Genomic DNA, 24,980 nt, shown 5'->3' with positions numbered 1-24,980 from the left:
ACCCCGGAAACGAAAAAACCCGCTTTCGCGGGTTTGATCTGAATTTGGTGCCCAGGAGAAGACTCGAACTTCCACGACCTTGCGATCACCAGCACCTGAAGCTGGCGTGTCTACCAATTTCACCACCTGGGCATTATCAACAACGCTTGCGCTGTTGATGGAGCGAACTATACGGAGGGCTTTTTGATCTGTAAACCCCTGATATCAAAAATATAAATCTATATTCTCGTTAAAAATCAAAGGCCTGAAACGCAAAAACCCGCTTTCGCGGGTTTTTGGATACTCAAAGCGTAACCTTGAGTTTGAAATTGGTGCCCAGGAGAAGACTCGAACTTCCACGACCTTGCGATCACCAGCACCTGAAGCTGGCGTGTCTACCAATTTCACCACCTGGGCAGCATCAACAACGTTGCCGTCGTCGATGGCGCGCACTATACGGAGCGGATTTTAAGCTGTAAAGCCCTGCTATGAAAAAAGCCTGGAAAATTTCGCCAATGGTCGTGCAAGGTGTCTGTCGGGGGCTACAAAGAGCTTTTAAAGGCTTGTTGACGTCTGAAATTTCCCGTTTCAATACGCGTATGCCAAACTAACCCGCATATAGACAAGGTGAAAACTCTCTAATGGCCGATTGGCAGTCCCTCGATCCCGAGGCCGCTCGTGAAGCGGAAAAATATGAAAACCCTATTCCTAGCCGCGAACTGATCCTGGCGCATCTCGCCGATCGTGGTTCGCCTGCTAGCCGCGAGCAGCTGGTTGAAGAGTTCGGTCTGACCACCGAAGACCAGCTCGAAGCCCTGCGCCGCCGTTTGCGTGCCATGGAGCGCGACGCTCAACTGATCTACACCCGCCGTGGCACCTACGCGCCTGTGGATAAGCTCGACCTGATCCTCGGCCGCATTGCCGGTCACCGTGATGGCTTCGGCTTTTTGATCCCGGACGACGGCAGCGACGACTTGTTCATGAGCCCGGCGCAAATGCGCCTGGTGTTCGATGGCGACCGTGCCCTGGCGCGCGTTTCCGGCCTGGACCGTCGCGGTCGTCGTGAAGGCGTGATCGTCGAAGTGGTGTCGCGTGCCCACGAGTCTATCGTCGGCCGTTACTTCGAAGAGGGCGGTATTGGCTTTGTTGTGCCAGATAACCCCAAGGTTCAGCAGGAAGTGCTGATTACCCCGGGTCGCAATGGCGCCGCCAAGGTAGGCCAGTTCGTCGAGGTGAAAATCACCCATTGGCCGACTGCGCGCTTCCAGCCGCAAGGCGATATCGTTGAAGTGGTCGGCAACTACATGGCGCCGGGCATGGAAATCGACGTTGCGCTGCGCACCTACGATATTCCTCACGTCTGGCCTGAGGCTGTGCTCAAAGAAGCCGCCAAGCTCAAGCCGGAAGTTGAAGACAAAGACAAAGAAAAACGCATCGACCTGCGCCATCTGCCGTTCGTCACCATTGACGGCGAAGATGCGCGTGACTTCGACGATGCGGTCTACTGCGAAGCCAAGCCTGGCAAGCTGCGCCTGTTCTCCGGCGGCTGGAAGTTGTTCGTCGCGATTGCCGACGTGTCCAGCTACGTGAAGATTGGTTCGGCCCTGGACAACGAAGCTCAGGTGCGCGGCAACTCCGTGTACTTCCCTGAGCGCGTGATTCCGATGCTGCCTGAGCAGTTGTCCAACGGCTTGTGCTCCCTGAACCCGAAAGTCGACCGTTTGGCCATGGTGTGCGAGATGACAATCTCGAAAACCGGCGAAATGACGGACTACCAGTTCTACGAAGCGGTGATTCATTCCCAGGCGCGCCTGACCTACAACAAGGTCAGTACCATCCTGGAACAGCCGAAGACCAGCGAAGCCAAAGCACTGCGCGGTGAGTATGGTCATGTTGTGCCGCACCTCAAGCAGCTGTACGCGTTGTACAAAGTGCTGTTGGGCGCTCGTCACGTGCGTGGCGCGATCGATTTTGAAACGCAGGAAACCCGAATTGTCTTCGGTTCCGAGCGCAAGATCGCGGCAATCACCCCGACCACGCGTAACGATGCGCACAAGCTGATCGAGGAATGCATGCTGGCGGCCAACGTGGCCACTGCGGAATTCCTGAAAAAGCACGAGATTCCTGCGTTGTACCGGGTGCATGACGGCCCGCCGCCGGAGCGCCTGGAGAAGCTGCGCGCGTTCCTCGGTGAGCTCGGCCTGTCCCTGCACAAAGGCAAGGACGGCCCGACGCCGAAGGACTACCAGGCACTGCTCGCGAGCATCAAGGACCGTCCGGATTACCACGTGATCCAGACCGTGATGCTGCGCTCCCTGAGCCAGGCGGTGTACAGCGCTGATAACCAGGGCCACTTCGGCCTGAATTACGAAGCGTACACCCACTTCACGTCGCCGATTCGTCGTTACCCGGACCTGCTCACGCACCGCGCGATCCGCAGCGTGATCCATTCCAAGCAGAACACCCCGCACGTCAAGCGCGCCGGTGCCATGACCATTCCGAAAGCGCGGATTTATCCGTACGACGAAGCGGCCCTGGAACAGCTGGGCGAGCAGTGCTCCATGAGCGAGCGCCGTGCCGACGAAGCCACCCGCGACGTAGTGAACTGGCTTAAGTGCGAGTTCATGAAAGACCGCGTGGGCGAGTCGTTCCCTGGCGTCATCACGGCCGTAACCGGGTTTGGTCTGTTCGTTGAGCTGACTGACATCTATGTCGAGGGCCTGGTGCACGTCACCGCTTTGCCGGGTGACTACTACCACTTTGACCCTGTGCATCACCGCCTGGCGGGCGAGCGCACCGGTCGCAGCTTCCGCTTGGGCGATACCGTTGAGGTGCAGGTCATGCGCGTCGACCTCGACGAGCGCAAGATCGACTTCGGTATGCCTGACAAGCCAGCCGAGCCGACTGGCCGTAAGAAGCGTGGCGGCGAGACGACTGCGCCGGCCAGCAAAGGCAAAGGTGCTCCTGCGAAAGCAGCGGTCGCCGAGCCTGCGCCAGCCAAACCTGCTCGTCGTTCGTCTGCCAAGGACAAGGCCCCCGAAGCCTACCGCCCAAGCGATGCCGCGGCAAAAAACGCGGAACTGCGCAAGAGCCGCGAGTTGAAGCAGCAGTTGCTCAGCGAAGCCAAAAGCGGTGGTAAAGCGGCGTCTGGGGGAAAGTCCCGCGAGGCGGAAAAGCCGTCGAGCAAGCCGAGTAAACACCGTAAAGGCCCGCCTAAAGCGGGTTCGGCCCCCGCGAAAAGCGGCGGGTCGCGCAAACCTAAGGCCAAGTCATGAGTCTGGAAAAAATCTACGGCGTACACGCCGTAGAAGCACTGCTGCGTCACCACCCCAAACGCGTCAAGCAAGTGTGGTTGGCAGAAGGCCGCAGCGAACCGCGTGTACAAGCGCTGGTCGAGCTGGCTACCCAAAATAAGGTTGCCATCGGTCAGGCCGAGCGTCGTGAAATGGACGTGTGGGTAGAGGGCGTTCACCAGGGCGTGGTTGCGGACGTAAGCCCGAGCCAGGTCTGGGGCGAGGCGATGCTCGACGAGTTGCTCGACCGTACCGAAGGCGCGCCGCTGCTGCTGGTACTGGACGGCGTGACCGACCCGCACAACCTCGGCGCCTGCCTGCGTTCGGCGGACGCTGCCGGCGCGCTGGCGGTAATTGTGCCGAAAGACAAGTCGGCGACCCTGACGCCGGTCGTGCGTAAAGTTGCCTGCGGCGCGGCGGAAGTGATTCCGCTGGTGGCCGTGACCAACCTGGCGCGCACCCTGGAAAAACTCCAGCAGCGCGGCCTGTGGGTCGTGGGCACGGCAGGCGAGGCTGAGGTCAGCATTTATGACCAGGACCTCACCGGCCCGACCATTCTGATCATGGGCGCCGAAGGCAAAGGCATGCGTCGCCTGACCCGTGAGCATTGCGATTACCTGGTGCACCTGCCGATGGCCGGTAGTGTGAGCAGTCTCAACGTGTCGGTTGCTACCGGCGTGTGCCTGTTCGAAGCCCGGCGCCAGCGTGGCGTCAAAAAGTCAGCCGCTTCGCGCAAGTCGTAAGCGCCAAGCTGCAAGTTGAAGGCAGGGTGGTTGACCACTTGTAGCTTGCAGCTTGCAGCTTCCCCCCTGCTCCTCTACTATTGCGCCCCTTGCCTTCATGGCAGGCACGCATGTGCCTCCCTTTGGCAAGATCCATAAGTGTCATTCACTCCTTGTCTGACCGTTTTTGAGCGGCAGGCTACAACCCGTAAGGAGCATTCATGCGTCATTACGAAATCATCTTTTTGGTCCACCCGGATCAAAGCGAGCAAGTCGGCGGCATGGTTGAGCGTTACACCAAGCTGATCGAAGAAGACGGCGGCAAAATCCACCGTCTGGAAGATTGGGGCCGTCGTCAACTGGCCTACGCAATCAACAATGTTCACAAGGCTCACTACGTGATGCTGAACGTTGAGTGCACTGGCAAGGCCCTGGCCGAGCTGGAAGACAACTTCCGCTACAACGATGCAGTGATCCGTAACCTGGTCATCCGTCGCGAAGAAGCCGTTACCGGCCAATCCGAGATGCTCAAGGCTGAAGAAAACCGCAGTGAGCGCCGTGAGCGTCGCGACCGTCCTGAGCACGAAGGCGCCGAAAGCGCTGATAGTGATGACAGCGACAACAGCGATAACGCTGACGAGTAATCCACGGACCTTTTAAGGAGCCTATCAAATGGCACGTTTCTTCCGTCGTCGTAAATTCTGCCGCTTCACCGCTGAAGACGTGAAGGAGATCGATTACAAAGATCTCAACACTCTGAAAGCTTACGTATCCGAGACCGGCAAAATCGTTCCAAGCCGTATCACCGGTACCAAAGCACGTTATCAGCGTCAGCTGGCCACCGCTATCAAGCGCGCCCGCTTCCTGGCCCTGCTGGCCTACACCGACAGCCACGGCCGCTGAGACCGGGCAGTCGACAAGTAGTAAGGGATTGAATGCATGCGCGCCTTAGCTGAGTTCATCATGCGCGGTCGCGTGCAGGCCACTCTCGTAGTGGCTGGATGTGCGGCATTGCCGTTGCTTTATTGGTTGGGTGCTGCCGCAGGTTGCCTAGTGCTGCTGCGGCGCGGTTTGAAGGACGCCCTTGGCGTCCTTGCCCTGGGATTGTTGCCGGCCTTGATCTGGTGGCTGCAATTTGGTGATCCACGCGTACTTTTGGTACTGCTGGGGTCATCGAGCCTTGCGTTGGTTTTACGCGCAAGTGAGTCCTGGGTCCGTACGCTGCTGGTCAGCGTGGCATTGGGGTTGGTGTACTCAGTGATGCTTGGCGCGGCTTTCCGCCCGCAAATCGAGGCGCTGTCGCAGGAAATCGTCAAGATCCTGCCGATGGCTCTCGGGGATCTCTACCAGCAGTTGTCGGTAGATGAGCGAGCGCGGTTTGCGTCACTGATTGCCCCGGTCCTGACCGGCCTGATTGCGGCATTGTTGCAGGTCGTCAGCGTGCTGAGCCTGATTCTTGGGCGTTATTGGCAGGCGTTGTTGTACAACCCGGGTGGTTTTGGTCGCGAGTTTCGCAGTATCAGAATCCCCGCGGGGCCGGCGATGTTGCTGCTGGCGTGCATGGTTGTCGGGCCGAACTTCGGTCCACAGATGGCCTTGCTGGCGCCGATTTGCAGCGTACCGCTGGTGTTTGCCGGGTTGGCCCTGATTCATGGGCTGGTTGCGCGAAAGCGTCTGGCCAGGTTTTGGCTGGTGGGGTTGTACGTAACGCTGTTGCTGTTCATGCAGCTGATCTATCCGTTACTCGTGGTTTTGGCCATTGTCGACGGCCTGATTGATTTTCGCGGTCGTCTGGCGTCGAAAGACGCCGATAACGCGAACGGTGAAGGTTAAAAGTTAGAGGATTTTCACATGCAACTGATCCTTCTGGAAAAAGTCGCCAACCTGGGCAACCTGGGCGACAAAGTGAACGTTAAGGCCGGCTACGGTCGTAACTACCTGCTGCCTTACGGCAAAGCCACCGCTGCAACCGCTGCCAACCTGGCTGCGTTTGAAGAGCGTCGTGCTGAGCTGGAAAAAGCAGCAGCAGACAAAAAAGCTTCGGCCGAAACTCGCGCTGCCCAACTGGCTGAGCTGGAAGTGACTATCACTGCCACCGCCGGTGACGAAGGCAAGCTGTTCGGTTCGATCGGCACCCACGACATCGCTGATGCACTGACCGCTTCCGGCGTTGAAGTGCAGAAGAGCGAAGTTCGTCTGCCGAACGGCACCATCCGCAACGTAGGCGAATTCGACGTAGCCGTGCACCTGCACGCCGAAGTTGAAGCCACCGTACGCGTTGTCGTGGTAGCAGCTTAAGCAGCACCTAACTGACTGGCACCTCGCGTGTCAGCCAGTTAACATCGGGCACGATCCTGTTTACAGGTCGTGCCTTTTGTTTTTCTACAATCCCCTAATTCCAAGTGGCCATGAACGATATTTCAGCTCCTGAGCAATACGATCTGCAAACCGCTGCCCTGAAGGTGCCACCGCATTCCATCGAGGCCGAACAGGCCGTGCTCGGTGGCTTGATGCTGGACAACAACGCCTGGGAACGCGTGCTGGATCAAGTCTCGGACGGCGATTTCTACCGTCATGACCACCGCTTGATCTTCCGTGCCATTGCCAAGCTGGCCGACCAGAACTCGCCGATCGACGTGGTGACCCTGGCCGAGCAATTGGACAAGGAAGGCCAGACGTCCCAAGTGGGCGGCCTGGGTTACCTGGGCGAGCTGGCGAAAAACACGCCATCGGTCGCCAACATCAAGGCCTATGCGCAGATCGTCCGTGCGCGGGCCACGTTGCGCCAGTTGATCGGCATCGCCACCGAGATTGCCGACAGTGCCTTCAACCCCGAAGGCCGTACCGCTGAAGAGATTCTCGACGAGGCCGAACGGCAGATCTTCCAGATCGCCGAGGCCCGTCCGAAAACCGGCGGCCCGGTCAGCGTCAACGACCTGTTGACCAAGGCCATCGACCGGATCGATACCTTGTTCAACACCGACAACGCCATCACCGGCCTGTCCACCGGCTACACCGACCTCGATGGCATGACCAGCGGCCTGCAGCCGTCTGACCTGATCATCGTCGCCGGCCGTCCGTCCATGGGTAAAACCACGTTTGCGATGAACCTGGTGGAGAACGCCGTGTTGCGCAGCGATAAGGCCGTACTGGTCTACTCGCTGGAGATGCCAGGCGAATCGCTGATTATGCGGATGTTGTCGTCCCTGGGCCGTATCGACCAGACCAAGGTGCGTGCCGGTCGTCTGGAAGATGACGATTGGCCGCGCTTGACCTCGGCCGTTAACCTGCTTAACGACCGCAAGCTGTTTATCGATGACACCGCGGGCATCAGCCCCTCGGAAATGCGCGCGCGTACCCGACGCCTGGTGCGTGAGCACGGCGATATCGCCCTGATCATGATCGACTACCTGCAACTGATGCAGATCCCGGGCTCCAGTGGCGACAGCCGTACCAACGAGATTTCCGAGATTTCCCGCTCGTTGAAAGCCCTGGCCAAGGAATTCAACTGCCCAGTGGTTGCCCTGTCGCAGCTCAACCGTTCCTTGGAGCAACGGCCGAACAAACGCCCGATCAACTCCGACTTGCGGGAATCCGGAGCGATCGAGCAGGATGCTGACGTAATCATGTTCGTTTACCGGGACGAGGTGTATCACCCGGAGACCGAGCATAAAGGCATCGCTGAAATCATTATCGGCAAGCAGCGTAACGGGCCAATCGGCACCACGCGCCTGGCCTTTATCGGCAAATACACCCGTTTCGAAAACCTGGCGCCGGGCAGCTACAACTTCGACGACGAGTAACTCTCCAGCGCCTGTAAGGGCCTCATCGCAGGCAAGCCAGCTCCCACATTGATGTGTAAATGCATTCAAATGGGGGAACTGGCCTGCCTGCGATGGCGTCACCACAATTCCGACCATTACCGTCGGAATTGGTCAAAATTTGTGCTATATTCCGCGCCCGCGATTTTTCATCTCAACACCGGTCACCGTCATGCAAACAGCCAAGCCGTTATTTGACTATCCCAAGTACTGGGCCGAATGTTTCGGTCCTGCGCCATTCCTGCCGATGAGCAGGGAGGAGATGGATCAGCTTGGCTGGGATTCCTGCGACATCATCATCGTCACCGGTGATGCGTACGTGGATCACCCCTCGTTCGGTATGGCCATCATCGGCCGGCTGCTGGAGTCCCAGGGCTTTCGCGTCGGGATCATTGCCCAGCCGAACTGGCAGTCCAAAGACGACTTCATGAAGCTCGGCGAGCCGAACCTGTTCTTCGGCGTCGCGGCCGGCAACATGGACTCGATGATCAACCGCTACACCGCCGACAAGAAGATTCGTTCCGACGACGCCTACACCCCTGGCGGGATGGCCGGCAAACGCCCGGACCGCGCGAGCCTGGTGTACAGCCAGCGCTGTAAAGAAGCCTACAAGAACGTGCCGATCGTACTCGGTGGCATCGAAGCGTCCCTGCGCCGCATCGCCCACTACGACTACTGGCAAGACCGCGTGCGCAATTCGATCCTGATCGACGCCTGCGCCGACATCCTGCTGTACGGCAACGCCGAGCGGGCTATCGTCGAAGTCGCCCAGCGTTTGTCCTGGGGCCACAAGATCGAAGACATCACTGACGTGCGCGGCACCGCGTTCATTCGCCGTGACACGCCTGAAGGCTGGTACGAAGTGGACTCCACGCGTATCGACCGCCCGGGCAAGATCGACAAGATCATCAACCCGTACGTGAATACCCAGGACACCCAGGCTTGCGCCATTGAGCAGGAAAAAGGCCCGGTTGAAGACCCGGAAGAAGCCAAGGTCGTGCAGATCCTGGCCAGCCCGCGCATGACCCGCGACAAGACCGTGATTCGCCTGCCATCGGTAGAAAAAGTCCGTGGTGACTCGGTGCTCTACGCTCACGCCAACCGCGTGCTGCACCTGGAAACCAACCCAGGCAACGCCCGTGCTCTGGTGCAGAAGCACGGTGAAGTGGATGTGTGGTTCAACCCGCCGCCCATCCCGATGACCACCGAAGAAATGGACTACGTGTTTGGCATGCCTTACGCCCGTGTCCCGCACCCGGCGTACGGCAAGGAAAAGATCCCGGCCTACGACATGATCCGTTTCTCGGTGAACATCATGCGAGGCTGCTTCGGCGGCTGTACTTTCTGCTCGATCACCGAGCACGAAGGCCGGATCATCCAGAACCGTTCCGAAGAGTCGATCATTCGCGAAATCGAAGAGATCCGCGACAAGGTTCCAGGCTTCACCGGTGTGATCTCCGACCTCGGCGGCCCGACCGCGAACATGTACCGCATCGCTTGCAAGAGCCCGGAAATCGAATCTGCATGCCGTAAGCCGTCGTGCGTATTCCCTGGCATCTGCCCGAACCTGAACACCGACCACTCGTCACTGATTCAGCTGTACCGCAGCGCCCGTGCGTTGCCGGGTGTGAAGAAGATTCTGATTGCTTCCGGCCTGCGCTATGACCTCGCGGTCGAGTCGCCGGAATACGTTAAAGAGTTGGTGACCCACCACGTCGGTGGTTACCTCAAGATCGCCCCGGAACACACCGAGGAAGGTCCGCTCAACCAGATGATGAAGCCGGGCATTGGCAGCTATGACAAGTTCAAGCGCATGTTCGAGAAGTACACCAAGGAAGCGGGCAAGGAGCAGTACCTGATTCCTTACTTCATCGCCGCCCACCCGGGCACCACCGATGAAGACATGATGAACCTGGCCCTGTGGCTCAAGGGCAACGGCTTCCGCGCCGACCAGGTGCAGGCGTTCTACCCGTCGCCGATGGCCACCGCCACCGCGATGTACCACTCGGGCAAGAACCCGCTGCGCAAGGTCACCTACAAGAGCGACGCGGTGACCATCGTCAAGAGCGAAGAGCAGCGCCGTCTGCACAAAGCGTTCCTGCGCTACCACGACCCGAAAGGCTGGCCGATGCTGCGTGAAGCATTGACCCGCATGGGCCGTGCCGACCTGATCGGGCCGGGCAAGGACCAATTGATCCCGCTGCACCAGCCGGCCACCGACAGCTACCAGAGCGCCCGTCGCAAGAACTCGACGCCGGCCGGCAGCCATAAGGTTGCCAAGGAAACCACCACCAGGATCCTCACCCAGCACACCGGTTTGCCACCGCGTGGCAGTGATGGCAGCAACCCGTGGGACAAGCGGGAACAAGCCAAGGCTGCGGCCATGGTGCGCAACAAGCAGGCTGCCAAGGAACGCGCCGATGCGGCGAAGGGCAAAGGCGGTAAGCCTGCGCGCAAGCCGGTAGTGCCGCGTTGATCGTAGCCTGAATATGCAAAACGCCAGCCTTGTGCTGGCGTTTTGCTTTCTGGCGGGTGGGTAGACCGTTTGTTAAGGTGGTGTTCATTAGATCGCCATCGCAGGCAAGCCAGCTCCCACAGTTGGAACGCGTTCCCTTGTGGGAGCCGGGCTTGCCCGCGATGAGGCCTGCCAGGCCACCATCACCTTCAAGGAAGAACTCTCATGGGCAACCCCCTGCTCAGCATCGGCATGGACTCCAACCGCTCGCAGTTCATGGCGCGCCAGCGCATCGAAAGCCAGATCAACCTGCCACGCCTGTTTGCCGCCATCGACGCTGACCCCGGCATTGTCGGCGCGGGCGTTGTGTACATTGACGCCGACTTCAACGTCCTCACGCTGCGCGAATTTCAGCCCATCTGCAGCATCGCTCCTAAACGTTTGATCTTGCGTGAAGCGCAGAAGTACATCGCCCCGGCGCAGTTTGCGCAACAGGTCCAGGACAATCCCCGCGAATCGCGCCTGGTGGGAGAGGCGGTCAATACGTCTCTGTCCTGCGCGGGCGCGATCATCGGTTGGATCGTGGTGCTCAGCGGCACCGTCGCTGTACCGTTCACGGCGGGTGCCAGCAGCGTGATTACGGCCATCGGTTATACCGCTGCCACGGCCAGCACGCTCCAGTGTTTTGCCAGTGGCTATCGCGTCAGCAATGAGATCAGTGACCCCTCCAAAAATGACAAGCTCGACAGCTCGGAGTGGTATCAGTACACGATGATCGCGCTGGATGCTGCGTCGTTGATCGGGGTCGGTGCATCGACGCTGACCACGATAAAGCTGGTGCGGCTGAATCAGGCCGCCACCGGCAAAAGCGTGCGGGAGGTGCTACGAGGATTAACCCGGCAAGAGCGCGCCAAGCTGACGAAGGAGCTGCTCAGCATTCAGGACCCGCGAATGAGCGCCAAGATGCTCAAGTTGAAACAACTGTCTGGCGAGGCGACCAAGCGTTTCGCCCCCGCCCAGGTCAAGCATGCGACGGTGACTCAGATACAGGATGCCCTGGGCGCGGCGATCGGTTTTACCGGCAGTGCAATCTCGGGGAACGTACGCACCATTGCCGTGGGGCTGTATGAGGAAATGAGCGATGAATGAGCTACCCGGCATTCGCAGTTTTCTGGCGCAATACTTTCCGGTCTTTATGGGCGCAATTTTCGCGGCGGTGTTCAGCCTGGTGTTTGCGGTGCCGCTGATTTTCGACAGTTATTTCCCACGCTTGTCGATGGACGACAACCTCAAGTATTCCTTCCTGGGTGGCCTCGCGCTGACGTGGGGCATCGTGCAGTGCAACTTCATGATCGCGCGCGGGCGGCCGCAGTGGGTATGGCCGCTGGTGATGCTGCTTGCGCTCTGTGTTCTGGCAGTGCTGCCCACCATCGCCTTCGCTCCGCATCCGCTGTCCTATAGTTTGAGCCTGCTGTTCCCGCTGCTGGGATTGCTGCTGCTCAACAGCAAGCGTCACCGCGAGATGCGCCAGAAACTCGTTGAAGTGAGGCGGCTGCGCCAAGCCATCATCGCAACGCACAAAGCACGCTAGCTGGGTAGATTCACCACCCTGCGCCACAAATATGTGCAGCACTTGCACCAGGGCACCGGTGATGGCGCCGTTTTGGTGCTCTACTGCACCGGGTCTAACGAGAAAGCGCAATGACGGCTGCTCTGGCATAAGTCTTGCGCACGTTGTGTCCATGCCCTGGCTCGCAGGAGGCCGCCGTGTCGATTCATGTCGCGTTGCACCACGTTACGCATTACCGCTATGACCGCGCTGTCGAACTCGGCCCACAGATCGTGCGTTTACGCCCGGCGGCCCACAGTCGCACGCGGATTTTGTCCTACGCACTGAAAGTGCTGCCCGAGCAGCATTTCATCAATTGGCAACAAGACCCCCAGGGTAACTACCTGGCGCGTCTGGTGTTCCCGGAAAAGACGGACGAACTGCGTATCGAAGTCGACTTGGTCGCCGAGATGGCGGTGTTCAACCCGTTCGACTTTTTCCTTGAACCCTACGCCGAAAAAATCCCCTTCAGCTACGCCGCTGACGAGCAGCGAGAGCTGGCGCCGTACCTGGAAACCCTGCCGCTGACGCCGAAGTTTGCCGCTTACCTGGCGGGCATCGACCGCACGCCCCTGCCGGCCGTGGATTTCCTGGTGGGGCTGAACCAGCGTCTGGCGGCCGATATTGGCTACTTGATCCGCATGGAACCAGGCGTGCAAACCCCGGAATTCACCCTGGAAAATGCCTCCGGCTCCTGCCGCGATTCGGCCTGGCTGCTGGTGCAATTGCTGCGCAACCTGGGGTTGGCGGCGCGGTTTGTCTCCGGCTATCTGATTCAGCTCACCGCCGACGTCAAAGCCCTCGACGGCCCGTCCGGCACCGAAGTGGACTTCACCGACCTGCACGCCTGGTGCGAAGTGTATTTGCCCGGCGCCGGCTGGATCGGCCTGGACGCTACCTCAGGGTTATTCGCCGGTGAGGGTCATATCCCGTTGGCCTGTAGTCCTGATCCATCGTCCGCTGCACCGATCAGTGGGCTGGTGGAACCGTGCGAGTGCGAATTTACCCACGAGATGTCGGTGGAGCGCATTTGGGAAGCACCTCGGGTTACCAAGCCCTACACCGAAGAACAATGGCTGGCGATCCAGGCACTGGGCCGGCAGATCGATGGCGACCTGCTCAAGGACGACGTACGCCTGACCATGGGCGGCGAACCGACCTTCGTCTCCATCGACGACCCTGACGGCGCCGAGTGGAACACCGCCGCCCTCGGGCCGGACAAACGTCGGCTGTCCGCCGAGCTGTTCCAACGCATGCGTAAGCACTACGCGCCCAAGGGCCTGGTGCACTTCGGTCAGGGCAAGTGGTACCCCGGCGAGCAGTTGCCGCGCTGGTCGCTCAACTGCTATTGGCGGCGCGACGGCGTGCCGATCTGGCACAACAGCGCGCTGATAGCCGATGAGCAAGAAGATTATGCTGCCGATGGGCTCATGGCCGGGCGTTTCCTGGCCAGTGTCGCCGAACGCCTCAAACTGCCGGCGCACTTTGTATTCCCGGCCTTCGAAGACAATTTCTACTACCTGTGGCGCGAAGGTGCACTGCCGCAAAACGTCACCGCCCAAGACCCGCGCTTGAGCGACGACCTGGAGCGCGAGCGCCTGCGCAAAGTATTCAGCCAGGGCCTGGACAAAGTTATCGGCCAAGTGCTGCCGCTGGCGCGCACGGCGGCCAATGACCGCTGGCAGAGTGGGCGCTGGTACCTGCGCGACAATCACTGCCGACTGGTGCCGGGCGACTCAGCGCTGGGCTATCGCCTGCCGCTGGCCTCGCAACCTTGGGTGACGGCGGCGGAGTACCCGTTCGTGCATCCGACTGACCCTAACCAGGATCAGCCGGAGTTGCCGACCACCGCGCAACTGCAAAGCCATGGCGAACCCGCGCCAGCCGATGAACGCGTGCCTGAAGTCGACGAGTCCGCCGACTGGCTGACCCGCACCGCCTTGTGCGCCGAAGCGCGGGAAGGGCGCCTGTACCTGTTTATGCCGCCGCTGGAGCGCGTCGAGGACTATCTGGAATTGGTGGCCGTTATCGAAGCCACCGCCGAGGAGCTGCACTGCCCGGTATTGCTGGAAGGCTACGAGCCGCCGTTCGACACGCGTTTGAGCAACTTCCGGGTCACGCCGGACCCGGGTGTGATTGAGGTCAACGTGCAGCCGTCCGCCACCTGGGACGAGTTGGTGGAGCGCACGGAATTCCTCTACGAAGAGGCACGGCAAACCCGCCTGACCACTGAAAAATTCATGATCGACGGTCGTCACACGGGCACCGGCGGCGGCAACCATTTTGTGCTGGGCGGCGCGACGCCCAAGGACTCACCGTTCTTGCGTCGCCCCGATTTGCTGCGCAGTTTGATCAGCTACTGGCATAACCATCCATCGCTGTCGTACCTGTTTTCCGGGTTGTTTATCGGCCCGACATCCCAGGCGCCACGGGTGGATGAAGCGCGTAACGACGCATTGTACGAGCTGGAAATCGCGTTCGCCCAAATGCCCGCCCCTGGCGAAGAATGCCCGCCATGGTTGGTGGACCGCCTGCTGCGCAACCTGCTGATCGACGTGACGGGCAACACCCACCGCGCCGAGTTCTGCATCGACAAACTCTACTCGCCCGACGGCGCCACGGGGCGCCTGGGCCTGCTGGAACTGCGCGCCTTTGAAATGCCGCCCCATGCGCGCATGAGCCTGACCCAGCAATTGCTGCTGCGGGCCTTGGTCGCACGCTTCTGGCGTGAGCCGTATGCGCCGCCGAAACTGGCGCGCTGGGGTACGGAACTGCACGATCGCTTCTTGCTGCCGCATTTTATCGAGCAGGATTTTGCCGACGTGATAGTCGAGCTGAATGCTGCGGGTTACCCGCTGCGGGCCGAATGGTTTGCCGCGCACCTGGAGTTCCGTTTCCCCAAGGTTGGCGACTATGCCGTCAGCGGCATCGAGCTGGAACTGCGCCAGGCGCTGGAACCCTGGCACGTACTGGGCGAGGAGGGCGCGGTGGGCGGCACGGTGCGCTATGTGGATTCGTCCCTGGAGCGCTTGCAGGTGAAGTTGAGCGGGCTGGCGCCGCAGCGTTATCTGCTGACCTGCAACGGCATACCGGTGCCGCTGCAACCGACCGGGCGTGTCGGTGAGTTCGTGGCCGGCGTGCGTTATCGCGCCTGGCAACCGGCCAACTGCCTGCAACCGACTATCCCGGTGCACGCGCCGTTGGTGTTCGACGTGCTCGACACCTGGATGCAGCGCTCGCTGGGCGGCTGCCAGTACCACGTCGCCCACCCGGGAGGGCGCAATTACGACAGCTTGCCGGTGAATGCCAATGAAGCCGAAAGCCGGCGGATGGCGCGGTTTTTCCGCTTGGGGCATACCCCTGGCAAGCTCCCCGTGCCTTCCTTAATGGTTAATGATGAACTACCGATGACCCTGGATCTGCGGCGTTTTCCCAATAAAAATGACTGAATGCGATTTAAATGTGGGAGCTGGCTTGCCGGCGATAGCGATATATCAGCCAGCCAATAAGGTGACTGGAAAATCGCAATCGCAGGCAAGCCAGCTCCCACAATAGATTGCAGTGAATTTGAGTTAATCTGACTTCCCTTGCCTTCTGCCGAGCGTTCCATGCCCGACTTGCTCGACCGTTACCCGCTGACCGCGGGCACTTATCACGAACTGCTGGACGACAGTGGCGCGGTGCGTGCCCATTGGCAGCGCTTGCTTGATCACCTGCAACGCAGCACGCCTGCGCAACTGGCCCAACGCCAGGCACTGCTGACCCGGCAGATCCAGGAAAACGGCGTGACCTATAACGTCTACGCCGACCCCAAGGGCGCGGATCGCCCGTGGGAGCTGGATTTACTGCCCCATGTGCTGGCCGCCGATGAGTGGCAGCACCTGTCGGCCGGTATCGCCCAGCGGGCGCGCCTGCTCAATGCCGTGCTGGCCGATCTGTATGGCCCGCAGCGATTGATCAAAGAGGGCCTGCTGCCGGCTGAGCTGGTGTTTGGGCATAACAATTTCCTGTGGCCCTGCCAGGGCATTCAGCCGCCGGACGGCGCGTTTTTGCACCTGTACGCCGTGGACTTGGCGCGCACGCCGGATGGCCGCTGGTGGGTCACCGCCGACCGCACCCAGGCACCGTCGGGTGCCGGTTATGCGTTGGAAAACCGTACCATCGTGTCCCGTGCGTTCCCGGACTTGTACCGCGATCTGCAGGTGCAGCACCTCACCGGTTTCTTCCGCACGCTCCAGGAAACCCTAGCCCGCCAGGCGCCCAGTGACGACCAGTCGCCGCTGATCGTGCTGCTGACCCCGGGGCGATTCAACGAAAGCTATTTCGAACACCTCTACCTCGCGCGCCAGCTCGGCTACCCGTTGGTGGAGGGTGGCGACCTCACCGTGCGCGACAGCACTGTGTTCCTGAAAACCCTCAGCGGCCTGCGCCGGGTGCACGCGATCATGCGCCGCCTGGACGACGACTTCTGCGACCCGCTGGAGCTGCGCACCGATTCGGCCCTCGGCGTGCCCGGCCTGCTCGATGCCGTGCGCCAGGGCAATGTGCTGGTGGCCAATGCCCTCGGCAGTGGCGTACTGGAGTCGCCGGGGTTGCTCGGCTTTTTGCCGAAGATCAACCAGTTCCTGTTCGGCGAAGAATTGATCCTGCCGTCGATCGCCACTTGGTGGTGCGGTGAAGCGCCGGTGTTGGCCGAGGCTTTGGAGAAGCTGCCGGATTTGCTGATCAAACCCGCGTTTCCGTCGCAAAGCTTCAGCCCGGTATTTGGCCGCGATTTGAATGAGGAACAACGCCAGGCCCTGGCCGAACGCATGCGCGCAAGGCCTTACGCCTACGTCGCCCAGGAGCTGGCGCAACTGTCCCAGGCACCGGTGTGGCACACCGTCGACGACCATTTGCAACACCGTGCCATCGGCATGCGCGTGTACGCCGTGGCCAGTGATGACGGCTACCGTGTACTGCCCGGCGGCCTGACCCGCGTGGCGGCCGAGGCGGATGCCGAAGTGGTGTCGATGCAACGCGGTGGCGCGAGCAAAGACACCTGGGTGCTAAGCGAACGCGTTGCCGGTGGCGAGCATTGGCGTGCACAACGGGCGATTGGTGCCCATGACCTGGTGCGCCGCGACCCTTATCTGCCCTCTCGCGTGGTGGAAAACCTGTTCTGGTTTGGCCGCTATTGCGAGCGCTGTGACGACAGCGCGCGTTGGCTGCGTATCGTGCTCGCGCGTTATGTCGACGGCGACGATCCGCTGGCCTTGCAGGCGGCGGTCGAGCTGGGCGAGAGCTTGCGCTTGTTGCCGGAGGAGGGCGAGTTGCCTGAGCGCCTGCTCGCCGCCTTGCTGGGTGATGACTGGCCGTCGAGCCTGCGCGCCAACCTGCAGCGCCTGCAGTGGGCGGCGTCCCAGGTGCGCGGCAAGCTGTCCCGGGAAAACTGGCAGGCCCTGGTCGAACTGCAACGCGAAGCCCTGGAGCTGGAAAGCGAAACCCCGGATTTTGGCGAGTTGCTGGATTTCCTCAACCGCCTGGTGATGTCCCTGGCGGCGCTGTCCGGCTTTGCCCTCGACGACATGACCCGCGACGAAGGCTGGCGCTTTTTGATGATGGGCCGGCGCATTGAGCGCCTGCAATTTCTGAGCAGCAGCCTTGCGGCGTTCCTGCGTGGCGTGGCGGTGTTCGATCAGGCGGGGCTTGAGTGGCTGCTGGAGTTGGGCAACAGCAGCATCACCTATCGTTCGCGCTACCTGGCGGTGCCGCAGCTGATTCCGGTGCTCGACCTGCTGCTGCTGGACGAGCAGAACCCGCACGCGGTGCTGTTCCAGCTGAAACTGGTCAGCCGTACCTTGCGTCGCCTCAACGATGACTTTGCTGTGCCTCGTGAAACCGGGCTGGCGCCGTTGGTGGAGCGCCTGGCGTGTTTCGACCTGGGTTGCCTGGAGAATCCGTTGTTTGGCGAGTCCAGCGTGCGTGCCGCGCTGGATGGCCTGGCTGACTTGCTGCAAGCAGTCGCCGATGAGAGCGGGCAAGTGTCGGATCGCCTGGCCTTGCGCCATTTTGCCCATGTGGATGATGTCAGCCAGCAAACGGTGTCGGTGTGATGAGTGCGCGCTACCAGATTTTCCACGATACCCACTACCACTACGACAGCCCGGTCTCCCTGGCCCAGCAACTGGCGCATCTGTGGCCACGGCCTTGTGCCTGGCAGCGTTGCACCTCGCAGCAACTGGATATCAGCCCGGAGCCGTCTTCGCGCCGCGATGAGCTGGACGTGTTTGGTAACCCCATTACCCGGCTGGCCTTTGAGCGGCCCCACGATGAGTTGCTGGTGAATGCCGGGCTGACCGTGGAAGTGCTGGCGCGGCCGGTGTTGGATTTCCAGCAGTCGCCCGCCTGGGACCAGACCCGCGACAGCCTGACCTATAGCAGCCGGCCGGTGTCTGTGGAACTGGTCGAAGCCTGCCGCTATCGCTTCGAATCACCCTACGTGCACCTGAAAAAAACCTTCGTCGAGTTTTCCGAAAGCTGTTTTCCGCCCGGCGAGCCATTGCTGCTGGGTGTGCAGGCGCTGATGGAGAAGATTTTCAGCGAGTTCACGTTCGATGCCGAAGCCACCCAAGTCGCCACGCCGCTGGTGGAAGTGCTGGAGCGCCGTCGCGGCGTGTGCCAGGACTTCGCCCATCTGATGCTCGCCTGCCTGCGCTCGCGGGGCCTGGCGGCGCGATACATCAGCGGTTACCTGCTCACTCAGCCACCGCCCGGCCAGCCACGGCTGATCGGCGCCGATGCGTCCCACGCGTGGGTCTCGGTGTATTGCCCGGTGTCAGGCTGGGTAGATTTCGATCCGACCAACAATGTGCAGCCGGCACTGGAGCACATCACCTTGGCCTGGGGCCGTGATTTCTCAGATGTGTCGCCGTTGCGGGGGGTGATTCTGGGGGGAGGGAGCCATGACCCGGAGGTGCGGGTGACGGTGATGCCGCTGGAGTGAGGGTGGGTTGGGGTGAGCAGGGAGGGCCTGCTCACCCCAACAGAATTTATTCAGCCGGGTCTTTCGGTGTTTCGGTTTCGTCTGTCGCCACTTCACCTTCAGCATCCGGGTTCAGTGCACCTGCTTCTTCATCTGCAGTGGCTTTCTTGCGTTGCAGCTTTTCCTCTTTCTTCTGCTCCTTGGCCAAGTCTCTCTGACGTTTGGCGAAGGAGTAATTAGGTTTGGCCATGGGCGATCCTCTAGGGTCGAAGGTGAGGGTGGGGCGGCGCGCAGCTGCCTTGGGTCGCTATGGTAGCAGCTTAGCACCTCGCTTGGCCTTCACTTACCGCAGGCGTACGCGGCCAGCAGGCCGTTGAACAGTTGGTTGAGGTGCATGGCGCGGGCTCCAATGGGGTATGGGCCGATCATAAGCGGGTGGCAGATCTTTGGCTGGTAGATTGTGTTGATCAGTCTGATAGCCTAAAGTTGTATACAATCTGTTGATGCAGATCATAAGAATTCAAGCCTGCTTGAGGCACCCTTGTCCCAATCCGCGTTATTTAAACCCTGCCTTGGAGATTCACATGTTTGCCAAACTCGTTGCTGTTTCCCTGCTGACTCTGGCGAGCGGCCAGTTGCTTGCTGCAGAGTGCAAGGTCACCGTCGACTCCACCGACCAAATGTCCTTCGACAAAAAGGCCATTGAAATCGACAAGAGCTGCAAGACGTTCACCGTTGAGCTGACTCACTCCGGCAGCTTGCCGAAGAACGTGATGGGCCATAACTGGGTGCTGAGCTCCGCCGCCGACATGCCTGGCATTGCCAGCGACGGCATGGCTGCCGGTATCGACAAGAACTACCTGAAAGAAGGCGACACCCGCATCATCGCCCACACCAAAATCATTGGTGCCGGTGAGAAAGATTCGGTGACCTTCGATGTGTCGAAGCTGGCTGCCGGTACCGACTACGCGTTCTTCTGCTCGTTCCCGGGCCACATCTCGATGATGAAAGGCACTGTGACCGTCAAGTAAGCCGATTGCGGTCGAAAAAAAAGCGCCTTGCGGGGCGCTTTTTTGTGGGCGGTCTGTAGTACCGCGTTATCGTTCTTCGCGAGCAAGCCCGCTCCCACCGTTGACCGAGTTCCAGCATGAGGATGCGGTCAGCGGTGGGAGCTGGCTTGCCTGCGATGGCGATCTACCTCACGGCGCGAATGGCATGACCCGCTTGTGCTCGGTCTTGCGGTAGGTGTCGCAAATGATCCGGAACGCTTCCTCACGCACCGGCTCTCCGTGCAGGAAGGCGTCTATCTCGGCGTAAGTCACGCCGTGGGAGGCTTCGTCCGGCTTACCTGGCGACAAATCTTCAAGGTCCGCCGTCGGGATTTTCTCTACCAATGATTCCGGCGCACCAAAGTGCCGAGCAATCGCCCGTACCTGGTTTTTCACCAGCCCGCTCAACGGTGCCAGATCGCAGGCGCCATCACCGAACTTGGTGAAAAAGCCCATCACCGCTTCCGCCGCGTGGTCGGTGCCGATCACCAGGCCACTGGCCGCACCGGCGATGGTGTACTGCGCCACCATGCGCATGCGCGCCTTGGTGTTGCCCAGCACGAAATCGCGGGACACCGCGGCCTTGCCTTCAAACGCCGCCACTTCACTGGCCAGGGATTTTACCGCCGGGCCGATGTTCACAGTGTGGCGCTCGTCCGGCTCGATGAAGTCCACCGAGGCCTGGGCGTCGATTTCATCGAACTGGGTTTCGTAGGGCAGGCGCACGGCGATGAAACGGTAGGCGTCATCTCCGGTGCTGGCGCGCAGTTCCTGCATCGCGCGTTGAGCCAAAAGGCCGGCAGTCAGGGAATCGACGCCGCCGCTGATGCCCAGCACCAATGTCTTGAGCCCGGAATTGCGCAGGCAGTCCTGGATAAAGGTTACGCGGCGGGCAACTTCAGCCTCCAGGGCGGCCTGGTCCTTGAACGGTGCTTGGACCTTGAGCTGCTGCGCAATCTCACGCTGTACGGCTTGCATGATTCACTCCTTGCTGGAAAGGGCAGGTACTTTAAAAACGTGACGCAAATAGGCGACGAAATTCGGGTCGGTGCAGTGGGTCTTGCCCGCTTCATCAGAGATTTTCGCGACGGGCTGGCCATTGCAGGCGGTCATTTTAAGCACGATGCTCATTGGCTCAACACCTGGAATGTCGCAGGTGAGGTTGGTGCCGATACCAAAGCTCACATTAATGCGACCCCGCAACGCGCGGAATATCTCCAGCGCCTTGGGCAGCGACAGGCTGTCGGAGAACACCAAGGTCTTGCTCATCGGCTCGATACCGAGCTTGTGGTAGTGGGCGATGGCTTTTTCGGCCCATTGCACCGGGTCACCGGAGTCATGGCGCAGGCCATCGAACAGCTTGGCGAAGTACAAGTCGAAGTCGCTGAGGAAGGCGTCGGTGGTGATGCAGTCGGTCAGGGCGATCCCCAGCAGGCCACGGTATTCGCGGACCCAGCAGTCGAGTGCGGCGATCTGGCTGTCGATCAGGCGCGGGCCGAGTTGCTGGTGGGCCATGATCCACTCGTGGGCCATGGTGCCGAGCGGCTTCATATCGAACTCACGGGCCAGGTGCACGTTGCTGGTGCCGACAAATCGCCCGGGGAAGTCATGCTTGAGCACGCTCACCACTTCTTCCTGCACCCGGTACGAGAAGCGCCGGCGCGTGCCGAAGTCGGCCACTTGCAGCTCCGATAGCTCGTCGCTGCTGGCGTTCGCCGTCAGCCAATCGAACTTGCGGTACAGCTGCTCGCGGGCCTGTTCAAGGATCACGGTCTGGTAGCGGTAGCGGTTACGCACTTCGCTGACGATGGCCAGCATCGGCACTTCAAACAGGATCACATGCAGCCACGGCCCGCGCAGGCGGATAAACAGTTCGCCATTCTCGATGCCGGTTTGCACATAACGAAGGTTGAAGCGGAACAGCCCGAGGAAGCGCAGGAAGTCCGGCTTCATGAAGCTGATGCGCTCCAGGAAACCCAACTGGTCTGGGCTCAGGCTCAGCTCGGCCAGGCGCTCGATCTGGTAGCGGATTTCCGCCAGGTACGGGCGCAGGTCTTCACTGTTGCGGCAACGAAACTCCCATTCAACGTCCACATTCGGGTAGTTGTGCAGCACCGCCTGCATCATGGTCAGCTTGTAGAAGTCGGTGTCGAGCAGGTTCTGCACGATGCGATCGGCAAACACACTCTCGCTCATAACGGGAATCTCCAGACGGATCGGCGATGGGCGCCGACCTTTACGCACAATTAAGGAATGGCGCTAGTGGCGCATAGACCTGTGTTGTTTTGCCAGCGTTTTTTCATATTGGGACCTTTGTTGTGGCCACTGGCGCCTTCGCGAGCAAGCCCGCTCCCACACTTGAAATGCATTCCAATGTGGGAGCGGGCTTGCTCGCGAAGGCGGCATGTCAGGCGACGCGGCTCAAACAGGTTCAACCTGCTCCATCATCCACTTCACAAAGTCGCGCACCTTGGGCACTTCCGCCGAATGCTCCGGGTACGCCAGGTAATACGCATCCTGGCTCGGCAACGCATGCTGCCAAGGAATCACCAACTTGCCGTCGGCCAGTTCTTCTTCCACCAGGAAACGTGGCAGCAGGGCCACGCCACAGCCGACCTGCGCCGCGCGGATGCACATATAGAAGGTGTCGAAACGCGGCCCGTGATAGCTGTGTTCGGTGTGAAAGCCCTGGCTGGCGAACCAGTCATGCCAGCCTTGCGGCCGCGAGGCGTTTTGCAGCAGCACCAGGTCACTCAATTGCGTGGGGTCGGTGAATGCCTGTGCGGGCAGGCTTTCCGGCGCGCACACAGGCACCAATTCTTCGCTGAACAGTTTCAGGCTTTCCGTGCCGGGACGTGAGCCCTGGCCGAAATAGAACGCCATGTCCGCCTTGCCTTGCAGCAACTCGTCCGGTTCCTGTTCATTGCACAGGTCCAGGTGGATTTGCGGGTGGCGCAAACGCCAGCCCTTCAGGCGCGGCACCAGCCAGCGCGCGCCGAAGGTGTAGGGCGTGGACACGCGAAGTACTTCGGTCTCGCCGCCGTAGGAGCGCAGGTAATGGGTGGACATCTCCACCTGTGTGAGGATTTTTCGCACTTCCACGAGGTACAAATCGCCCGCCGGGGTCATCTGCAAGCGGCGGCGCACCCGGCGAAACAGCAGGTGCTGCAGCAATTCTTCCAACTGGGCGACCTGTTTGCTCACCGCGCTTTGCGTGAGGTTCAGTTCCTCGGCGGCGCGGGTGAAGCTCAGGTGGCGGGTGGCGGCTTCGAAACACTGCAGGGCGGTGATCGAGGGCAAATGTCTTTTGTTCAGCACGGCACGCCTCTTTTTATTCTTTGCATGAATAAACGGAATGATATCTCGCCTAATCGTCGTTTGTTGGCAAGTCTTGGGCCAGCTACAAATAAGGTCTGGATCGCCGTGTGGGCCGCGGCGCAATTTTTTTGTTTGTAGATTGAAGGAGTGACCCATGGTTGCCGCATTGCTTGACCGTCTCGGGGTAAACCCGGCGCTGTACCAGTCGGGTAAACAACCCGTGCATTCGCCGATTGATGGCAGCCGTATTGGCAGTGTGCACTGGGAAGGTGCCGCCGAGGTGGAGCAGCAGGTCAGTCGCGCCGAGCATGCATTCGACGCCTGGCGCAAAGTACCGGCGCCGCGTCGCGGCGAGCTGGTGCGTCAGTTTGGTGATGTGCTGCGCGAATATAAGGCCGACCTGGGCGAGCTGGTGTCCTGGGAAGCCGGCAAAATCACCCAGGAAGGGTTGGGTGAAGTGCAGGAAATGATCGACATCTGCGACTTTGCCGTCGGTCTGTCCCGCCAGTTGTACGGCTTGACCATCGCTTCCGAGCGCCCGGGCCACCACATGCGTGAAACCTGGCACCCGCTGGGCGTGGTCGGCGTGATCAGCGCCTTCAACTTCCCGGTCGCCGTATGGGCGTGGAACACCACGCTGGCGCTGGTGTGCGGCAACGCGGTGATCTGGAAACCGTCGGAAAAGACACCACTCACCGCATTGGCGTGCCAGGCGTTGTTCGAGCGCGTGCTGAAGAAATTCACCGATGCCCCCGAGTACCTCAGCCAAGTGATCATCGGCGGCCGCGACGCCGGCGCTGCACTGGTTGACGACCCGCGTGTCGCCCTGATCAGCGCCACCGGCAGCACCCGCATGGGCCGCGAAGTGGCGCCGAAAATCGCCGCGCGTTTCGCCCGCAGCATTCTCGAGCTGGGCGGCAACAACGCGATGATCCTCGGCCCAAGCGCCGACCTGGACATGGCCGTACGCGCGATCCTGTTCAGTGCCGTCGGCACTGCCGGTCAACGCTGCACCACCCTGCGCCGGCTGATCGCCCATGAGTCGGTCAAGGAAGAAATCGTCACTCGCCTCAAGGCCGCTTATTCCAAGGTGCGCATCGGCCACCCGCTGGAAGGCAACCTGATCGGTCCGCTGATCGACAAGCACGGCTTCGAAAACATGCAGGACGCCCTGGAACAAGCCTTGAGCGAAGGCGGCAGGGTGTTCGGCGGCAAGCGTCAGTTGGAAGATAAATTCCCGAATGCCTACTACGTATCGCCGGCGATTGTGGAAATGCCTGAGCAAAGCGACGTGGTGTGCACCGAAACCTTCGCGCCGATTCTGTATGTCATTGGCTACAACGACTTCGCCGAGGCACTGCGCCTGAACAATGCTGTGCCGCAAGGCCTGTCTTCGTGCATCTTTACCACCGATGTGCGTGAAGCCGAGCAGTTCATGTCGGCGGTGGGCAGTGACTGCGGCATCGCCAACGTCAATATCGGCCCGAGCGGCGCGGAAATCGGCGGCGCGTTTGGCGGTGAGAAAGAGACCGGTGGCGGGCGTGAGTCGGGTTCGGATGCGTGGCGCGGGTATATGCGTCGCCAGACCAACACCGTGAACTACTCGCTGGAACTGCCGCTGGCGCAGGGTATTACGTTCGACTGACCCCTCACGTCGCAGTGCAGTCAATGTGGGAGCTGGCTTGCCTGCGATGCAGACACCTCGGTGTGCCGGGAACACCGAGGTGATGCTATCGCAGGCAAGCCAGCTCCCACATTTGATGGTGTTTG

19 protein-coding genes and 2 tRNA genes are annotated in these 24,980 nt (G+C 60.6%); 15 read left to right on the top strand and 6 right to left on the bottom strand.

Going from position 1 to position 24,980, the window contains the following annotated elements:
* Window positions 1-45: 45 nt before the first annotated feature.
* Window positions 46-132, bottom strand: a tRNA-Leu gene (locus tag ACDZ94_RS05855).
* A gap of 177 nt (window positions 133-309) precedes the next feature.
* Window positions 310-396: transfer RNA gene (locus tag ACDZ94_RS05850), tRNA-Leu, on the bottom strand.
* 224 nt (window positions 397-620) lie between these two features.
* On the opposite strand from ACDZ94_RS05850, the gene rnr reads away from it, so the two are divergent.
* From rnr to ACDZ94_RS05785, 13 genes are all read left to right on the top strand, one after another.
* Window positions 621-3,254: a ribonuclease R gene (rnr, locus tag ACDZ94_RS05845; protein WP_064450412.1), complete on the top strand. Its 2,634-nt coding sequence runs from the start codon at window positions 621-623 to the stop codon at window positions 3,252-3,254.
* A complete protein-coding gene (gene rlmB / locus ACDZ94_RS05840; protein WP_128588782.1) occupies window positions 3,251-4,015 on the top strand; it encodes a 23S rRNA (guanosine(2251)-2'-O)-methyltransferase RlmB in 765 nt (254 codons plus the stop codon). Before rnr ends, rlmB begins: the two co-directional genes overlap by 4 nt.
* Window positions 4,016-4,215: 200 nt before the next feature.
* Window positions 4,216-4,638 (top strand): 30S ribosomal protein S6, encoded by a 423-nt coding sequence (gene rpsF / locus ACDZ94_RS05835; protein ID WP_003217491.1) that lies wholly within the window; start codon window positions 4,216-4,218, stop codon window positions 4,636-4,638.
* Between the two features lie 28 nt (window positions 4,639-4,666).
* Window positions 4,667-4,897 carry a 30S ribosomal protein S18 gene (rpsR, locus tag ACDZ94_RS05830; protein WP_002551829.1) on the top strand — a complete coding sequence of 77 codons (231 nt, stop codon included), beginning with the start codon at window positions 4,667-4,669 and terminating at the stop codon, window positions 4,895-4,897.
* A 36-nt stretch (window positions 4,898-4,933) separates the two neighbouring features.
* Window positions 4,934-5,827, top strand: a complete 894-nt coding sequence (locus ACDZ94_RS05825) for a hypothetical protein (RefSeq protein ID WP_110623877.1) — start codon at window positions 4,934-4,936, stop codon at window positions 5,825-5,827.
* Window positions 5,828-5,845: 18 nt separating this feature from the next.
* Entirely contained in the window at window positions 5,846-6,292 is a 447-nt protein-coding gene (gene rplI, locus ACDZ94_RS05820) for a 50S ribosomal protein L9 (RefSeq protein ID WP_003171376.1), read from the top strand.
* Window positions 6,293-6,402: 110 nt separating this feature from the next.
* Window positions 6,403-7,797, top strand: a complete 1,395-nt coding sequence (gene dnaB / locus ACDZ94_RS05815) for a replicative DNA helicase (RefSeq protein WP_064450415.1) — start codon at window positions 6,403-6,405, stop codon at window positions 7,795-7,797.
* A 190-nt stretch (window positions 7,798-7,987) separates the two neighbouring features.
* Window positions 7,988-10,291, top strand: a complete 2,304-nt coding sequence (locus ACDZ94_RS05810; RefSeq protein WP_064450416.1) for a YgiQ family radical SAM protein — start codon at window positions 7,988-7,990, stop codon at window positions 10,289-10,291.
* Window positions 10,292-10,495: 204 nt separating this feature from the next.
* Window positions 10,496-11,419, top strand: coding sequence for an NAD synthetase (locus ACDZ94_RS05805; protein WP_221293786.1), 924 nt, complete (start codon window positions 10,496-10,498; stop codon window positions 11,417-11,419).
* Window positions 11,412-11,861, top strand: coding sequence for a hypothetical protein (locus ACDZ94_RS05800; RefSeq protein WP_221293787.1), 450 nt, complete (start codon window positions 11,412-11,414; stop codon window positions 11,859-11,861). Before ACDZ94_RS05805 ends, ACDZ94_RS05800 begins: the two co-directional genes overlap by 8 nt.
* Before the next feature lie 176 nt (window positions 11,862-12,037).
* On the top strand, window positions 12,038-15,328 hold the full coding sequence (locus ACDZ94_RS05795; protein ID WP_432751190.1) for a DUF2126 domain-containing protein: 3,291 nt from the start codon (window positions 12,038-12,040) through the stop codon (window positions 15,326-15,328).
* Between the two features lie 159 nt (window positions 15,329-15,487).
* Complete coding sequence (locus ACDZ94_RS05790) at window positions 15,488-17,974, top strand: circularly permuted type 2 ATP-grasp protein (RefSeq protein WP_064450420.1); 2,487 nt, start codon at window positions 15,488-15,490, stop codon at window positions 17,972-17,974.
* On the top strand, window positions 17,974-18,864 hold the full coding sequence (locus ACDZ94_RS05785) for a transglutaminase family protein (RefSeq protein WP_262666883.1): 891 nt from the start codon (window positions 17,974-17,976) through the stop codon (window positions 18,862-18,864). The genes ACDZ94_RS05790 and ACDZ94_RS05785 overlap by 1 nt, the downstream gene beginning before the upstream one ends.
* 46 nt (window positions 18,865-18,910) lie before the next feature.
* Here ACDZ94_RS05785 and ACDZ94_RS05780 read toward each other — a convergent pair whose 3' ends face one another.
* On the bottom strand, window positions 18,911-19,093 hold the full coding sequence (locus ACDZ94_RS05780) for a hypothetical protein (RefSeq protein ID WP_064450422.1): 183 nt from the start codon (window positions 19,091-19,093) through the stop codon (window positions 18,911-18,913).
* Between the two features lie 334 nt (window positions 19,094-19,427).
* Here ACDZ94_RS05780 and azu point away from each other — a divergent pair, with 334 nt between their 5' ends.
* Window positions 19,428-19,874, top strand: coding sequence for an azurin (gene azu / locus ACDZ94_RS05775; protein WP_064450423.1), 447 nt, complete (start codon window positions 19,428-19,430; stop codon window positions 19,872-19,874).
* A 168-nt stretch (window positions 19,875-20,042) separates the two neighbouring features.
* Here the strand turns inward: azu and nadE are convergent, their stop codons facing one another.
* The 3 genes from nadE to ACDZ94_RS05760 form a co-directional block, all read right to left on the bottom strand.
* Complete coding sequence (nadE, locus tag ACDZ94_RS05770; protein ID WP_064450424.1) at window positions 20,043-20,870, bottom strand: ammonia-dependent NAD(+) synthetase; 828 nt, start codon at window positions 20,868-20,870, stop codon at window positions 20,043-20,045.
* A 3-nt stretch (window positions 20,871-20,873) separates the two neighbouring features.
* Entirely contained in the window at window positions 20,874-22,088 is a 1,215-nt protein-coding gene (pncB, locus tag ACDZ94_RS05765) for a nicotinate phosphoribosyltransferase (protein ID WP_064450425.1), read from the bottom strand.
* A 225-nt stretch (window positions 22,089-22,313) separates the two neighbouring features.
* Window positions 22,314-23,210 carry a LysR family transcriptional regulator gene (locus ACDZ94_RS05760; RefSeq protein ID WP_262666884.1) on the bottom strand — a complete coding sequence of 299 codons (897 nt, stop codon included), beginning with the start codon at window positions 23,208-23,210 and terminating at the stop codon, window positions 22,314-22,316.
* A gap of 154 nt (window positions 23,211-23,364) precedes the next feature.
* On the opposite strand from ACDZ94_RS05760, the gene amaB reads away from it, so the two are divergent.
* Window positions 23,365-24,855 carry an L-piperidine-6-carboxylate dehydrogenase gene (gene amaB, locus ACDZ94_RS05755; RefSeq protein WP_064450427.1) on the top strand — a complete coding sequence of 497 codons (1,491 nt, stop codon included), beginning with the start codon at window positions 23,365-23,367 and terminating at the stop codon, window positions 24,853-24,855.
* The last annotated feature ends 125 nt before the right edge of the window (window positions 24,856-24,980 follow it).

It is taken from the genome of Pseudomonas sp. UBT (genome assembly GCF_050915955.1).
Classification (GTDB): domain Bacteria; phylum Pseudomonadota; class Gammaproteobacteria; order Pseudomonadales; family Pseudomonadaceae; genus Aquipseudomonas; species Aquipseudomonas antarctica_A.
This window is presented reverse-complemented; position numbering and strand designations above follow the sequence as displayed.

Coding starts and splice junctions, on each gene's coding strand:
- rnr (WP_064450412.1), top strand. CDS start 621: ATGGCCGATTGGCAGTCCCTCGATCCCGAGGCCGCTCGTGAAGCGGAA.
- rlmB (WP_128588782.1), top strand. CDS start 3,251: ATGAGTCTGGAAAAAATCTACGGCGTACACGCCGTAGAAGCACTGCTG.
- rpsF (WP_003217491.1), top strand. CDS start 4,216: ATGCGTCATTACGAAATCATCTTTTTGGTCCACCCGGATCAAAGCGAG.
- rpsR (WP_002551829.1), top strand. CDS start 4,667: ATGGCACGTTTCTTCCGTCGTCGTAAATTCTGCCGCTTCACCGCTGAA.
- ACDZ94_RS05825 (WP_110623877.1), top strand. CDS start 4,934: ATGCGCGCCTTAGCTGAGTTCATCATGCGCGGTCGCGTGCAGGCCACT.
- rplI (WP_003171376.1), top strand. CDS start 5,846: ATGCAACTGATCCTTCTGGAAAAAGTCGCCAACCTGGGCAACCTGGGC.
- dnaB (WP_064450415.1), top strand. CDS start 6,403: ATGAACGATATTTCAGCTCCTGAGCAATACGATCTGCAAACCGCTGCC.
- ACDZ94_RS05810 (WP_064450416.1), top strand. CDS start 7,988: ATGCAAACAGCCAAGCCGTTATTTGACTATCCCAAGTACTGGGCCGAA.
- ACDZ94_RS05805 (WP_221293786.1), top strand. CDS start 10,496: ATGGGCAACCCCCTGCTCAGCATCGGCATGGACTCCAACCGCTCGCAG.
- ACDZ94_RS05800 (WP_221293787.1), top strand. CDS start 11,412: ATGAATGAGCTACCCGGCATTCGCAGTTTTCTGGCGCAATACTTTCCG.
- ACDZ94_RS05790 (WP_064450420.1), top strand. CDS start 15,488: ATGCCCGACTTGCTCGACCGTTACCCGCTGACCGCGGGCACTTATCAC.
- ACDZ94_RS05785 (WP_262666883.1), top strand. CDS start 17,974: ATGAGTGCGCGCTACCAGATTTTCCACGATACCCACTACCACTACGAC.
- ACDZ94_RS05780 (WP_064450422.1), bottom strand. CDS start 19,093: ATGGCCAAACCTAATTACTCCTTCGCCAAACGTCAGAGAGACTTGGCC.
- azu (WP_064450423.1), top strand. CDS start 19,428: ATGTTTGCCAAACTCGTTGCTGTTTCCCTGCTGACTCTGGCGAGCGGC.
- nadE (WP_064450424.1), bottom strand. CDS start 20,870: ATGCAAGCCGTACAGCGTGAGATTGCGCAGCAGCTCAAGGTCCAAGCA.
- pncB (WP_064450425.1), bottom strand. CDS start 22,088: ATGAGCGAGAGTGTGTTTGCCGATCGCATCGTGCAGAACCTGCTCGAC.
- amaB (WP_064450427.1), top strand. CDS start 23,365: ATGGTTGCCGCATTGCTTGACCGTCTCGGGGTAAACCCGGCGCTGTAC.